The organism is Burkholderia sp. AU4i, from assembly GCF_000466765.1.
Classification (GTDB): domain Bacteria; phylum Pseudomonadota; class Gammaproteobacteria; order Burkholderiales; family Burkholderiaceae; genus Burkholderia; species Burkholderia cepacia.
Genome location: NZ_ASSI01000174.1, coordinates 1 through 3887 on the forward strand (window position 1 = coordinate 1; position 3887 = coordinate 3887).

A 3887-nucleotide genomic window follows, 5' to 3' on the forward strand; every position below is an offset into this window, starting at 1 on the left:
ACGTATCGTCGTCGCTGCGCCGGCTCGGCACGCTGCTCGGCACGCAACCGGCTGCTGATGCGGTCGCAGCCGCCATCGCGAGTGCTGCGGGCGCTGCCGGTGCGACGGCCGACGCCCCTCGCTTCGCCGCCCCGCTACGCGCCCGATGCGCGGCCGGCGCCTGCGCGACCGTCGCGCCCGCATCGAACCCGCCGCCCAACGCACCGACCAGCCCGACACGCAGCGTGCGCTGCCGGCCGAGCAGCGCGATCAACTGCGCGCGCTCGTCGATCAGCGTGAGATCCGCGACATCCACGTCCTTCTGCATCAGCACACCGCGCCGATGGCGGTCGGTCGCGATCTGCACGATCTTTTGCGCGGCCGCGACCGCATCCTGCTGCTGCGCGACGAGCGTCTGCGACGTCTGCAGCGACGTGACGAGCTGCGCGACCTGCCCGAGCGCGTCGTCGACGGTCTTGTTGTACAGCCCGATCGCCACGTCGGCCTGCGCGACGTCCGCACCGAGCTTCGCCTTCAGCCGGCCGCGATCGAAGACCGGCAGCGAGATCGCCGGGCCGACGGAACCGGCGAGCGCGTCGCGCGAGAACAGCGACGCGGGCGTCAGCGCGAACACGCCGCCGAGCGCAACGAGGTTCACGTCCGGATAGAACTGCGCGCGCGTCGAATCGGCATTCGCGAACGCGGCTTCGACACGCAACCGCGCGGCGACGATGTCGGGCCGGCGGCCGAGGAGACCGGCCGGCAGCCGCGCGGGCAACGCGCCGCCGGCAAATGCGCCGACGCGCGGCCGCTGCAGCGCGAGCCCGCGCTCCGGACCGCGGCCCGACAGCACGCCGAGCTGCAATTGCGCGAGCTTGATCTGCTCGTCGTTCTGCGCGATCTGCGCGAGCAGCTTGCTGCGCTTGATCGAGGCATCGCTCGCGTCGTATGCGTTGTCGAGCCCGCGCGCGGTGCGCTCGCGCAGCACGGTCGTCACGCGCTGGCTCACCTTCAGCTTCTGCTGCAGCAGTTCCTGCATCGCGTACGCCTGGTCGAGCTGGCAGTACACGGTGACGATCGCGACCGCCAGCGTGAGCCGCACCTGTTCGGCCTCGACCCGCGCCGCTTCACGCAGCGACATCAGGCTCTTCGTCGCGGCGCGGTTCTTGCCCCACAGGTCGAGCTGGTAGTTGAGCCCGACGAACACCGACGACGGCGATACGTTCGGATCGCCGAAGATCTCGACCGGCACGCGGTAGCCGCCGACCGACACGTTGGCGACGTCGTCGCCCGGCTTCGGCATCCGTGCGCGGCTGACCGTCGCGCCGGCCGTGCCCGTCAGCCCCGTCAACGAATCGAACTGCTGAAGCTGCGCCTGCGCGATCCTCAGCCGCGCCTGCGCAACCTGCAGGTCGGGGTTGTTCTGCGAAGCCTCGGCGACCAGCGCGTCGAGCTGCGGATCCTGCAACTGCTTCACCCAGTCGGGCGCGGGCCATGCGCCGTTCACGCCGGGGCCGGCCGTCTGCGCGAGCGCATCGTCGGCCGGCGCGTGCAACGACAGCGACGGCAGGAAGCCCGTCGGCACGCATCCGCCCAATGCCAGCGACACCGCCGCGGCACCGATCGCCGCGCCGCCCTTCATGCGGTGCGCCCAACCCGCCGCTTGTTTCACCCGCCGCATCTCGCTCCTCATCCCTGCTGAATGCGCTGCTCGACGCGCCGTGCACGCTCGGCCAACCGTGGCCGCGTGCGCTCGAGCGGGCCGAGCCGGCCGAACAGGCCGTCCGCGATACCGAACAGGATGCCGGCGAGCTTCGCGCGCTTGTCGCGTTCGACGAGCGCGATCTGCACGACCTGCCACACGGTCAGCAGGTTCGGCACGATCGCCACCGGAAAACGCAGCCCGTACTGCATCCCGAGCTGCACCGCATTGCGTGCGCTGTAGTAGCGCCGTTGCCACGAGTGATTCATCGACGTCATTTCGAAAGGGCCGATCGCGTGACGCTGCTTCGCGCCGATCCGGTGCGGCAGCACCAGCGACGGCACGACATAAAGCGGCACGTTGCGCGCCAGTGCGCGAAAGCTGTACTCGGTGTCGACGTGATCGATGAACAGCGTCTCGTCGAAGCGGCCGAGCACGTCGAACGCATCGCGCGACACGACGCAGCCCGACGAGATCAGGAACGCGCAACGCTGCAGCGACGCGCCCGGCTCGATGCGCAAGCGGCGCAGCCCGATCCCGTTGGTCGAGAGTTCGGGCAGGAAACTGCGCGCGTTCTCGTCGAAAATGCGCGGACCGGCCAGGAACGCGCGCCCCGCGAGCCCTGCGCAGACGTCGCGCATCGCGGGGAAATACGCGGCGGGCACGGACGAATCCTGGTCGAACAGCGCGACGGCATCGACGCGGTCGCGAAACAGCGCCGCGAGGCCCGCGTTGTACGCGCCGGCAATGCCGCCGCGATTGCCGTGATGCAGCAGCGCGATGCCTTCCCTATCGCACAGCGCGCGCGCCCGCGCATCGGGCTGCGGCGTGTTGTCGACGACGAGCAGCGCGTCGCACGCGTGCCGCCAGGTGCCGAGCGCGTCGAGCTGCGCGTCGCTCGGGTGATACAGGATCACGAGTGCGCCGAGTGTCGTCATGTTCCTCTCCTCAATGCCCGAACGACGCGGCCGCGCCACGCTTCGGCCGCGTCAGCCACATCATCGCCGCGAGTGCGAGACACGTCATGCTCGCCATCCAGAACATGTCGTTGGTCGCCATCATGTAGGCCTGCTGCATCACGACTTGGTGCAGCGTCGTCAGCTCGCGCACGCCGTCCACGCCCATCGCGTTCAGCGTGTGCACGAAACGCTGCGTGTTCGCCGATGCGTGCGTGACGGATTGCGACACGACGTCGTAGTGATAGGTCGCGCGGTTGTCCCACAGCGTCACGCTCATCGCGGTGCCGAACGCGGCCGACAGCGTGCGCAGGAAGTTCGACAGGCTCGACGCGGCGGCAAGCCGGTCGTCCGGAATGCGCGACAGCGTCGCGGCCGTCAGCGGAATGAAGAAGCACGGCAGCCCGATCCCCTGGATCAACCCGGGCGCGGCGATCTGCGCGAACGTCATCTTCAGCGTGAAATGCGCATCCCACGCGAGCACGGCAGCGAACACGAGGAAGCCGAAGGTCGCGAGCACGCGCGCGTCGAAGCGATGCGCGTGCAGCCCGACGAGGATCGAGAACACCAGCGCGAGCACGCCGAGCGACGCCGTCGCGAGCCCCGCGTGAAACGCGTTGTAGCCCATCACGGCCTGCATCCACAGCGGAAACACGACGCCGACCACCGAGAAGCTCATCATCCCGAGCGAGATGATCAACACGCAGAACGAGAACGTGCGATCGCGGAACAGGCTCAGGTCGACGACGGGATGCGCCTCGCCCGCCTCCCAGATCAGCAACGACACGATCGCGAGCCCCGCGACCACCGCGAGCGTGACGATCAGCGGCGAACCGAACCAGCCGCGATCATGGCCAAGATCGAGCATCGCCTGCAGCGAGCCGACGCCGATCACGAGCAGCACGATGCCCGGCACGTCGATCGGGCCGGCCGTGCCGCGTTGCGCGTCGGGACGCAGCATCGCGGTGCAGACCGCGAACGAGAACAGCCCGATCGGCAGGTTGATCAGGAAGATCCACGGCCACGAGAAGTTGTCGACGATCCAGCCGCCGACCACCGGCCCGAAGATCGGCGCGAGCAGCACCGTCATCGCCCACAGCGCGAGCGCGATCGTGCGCTTGTCCGGCGGGAACGTGCGCAGCAGGATCGTCTGCGACAGCGGCACCATCGGCCCCGAGCACAGCCCCTGCAGCGCGCGGCAGATCACGAGCACGTGCAGGTCGCGCGCGAGCCCGCACAGCAGCGACGTC

Annotated in this window: 3 protein-coding genes; all 3 read right to left on the reverse strand. The window is 69.5% G+C overall.

Annotated features, from left to right (window positions below):
• The coding region (locus L810_RS33080; RefSeq protein WP_051392362.1) for an efflux transporter outer membrane subunit at positions 1-1660 on the reverse strand (1660 nt) is incomplete at its 3' end.
• Positions 1661-1668: 8 nt separating this feature from the next.
• Positions 1669-2619 (reverse strand): glycosyltransferase family 2 protein, encoded by a 951-nt coding sequence (locus tag L810_RS33085; protein WP_021162575.1) that lies wholly within the window; start codon positions 2617-2619, stop codon positions 1669-1671.
• A gap of 10 nt (positions 2620-2629) precedes the next feature.
• A partial coding sequence (locus L810_RS33090; RefSeq protein ID WP_042977142.1) for a DHA2 family efflux MFS transporter permease subunit occupies positions 2630-3887 on the reverse strand: 1258 nt, incomplete at its 5' end.

Excerpts from the sequence above, each read along its gene's own strand:
- L810_RS33085 (WP_021162575.1), bottom strand. The coding sequence starts at position 2,619 with ATGACGACACTCGGCGCACTCGTGATCCTGTATCACCCGAGCGACGCG.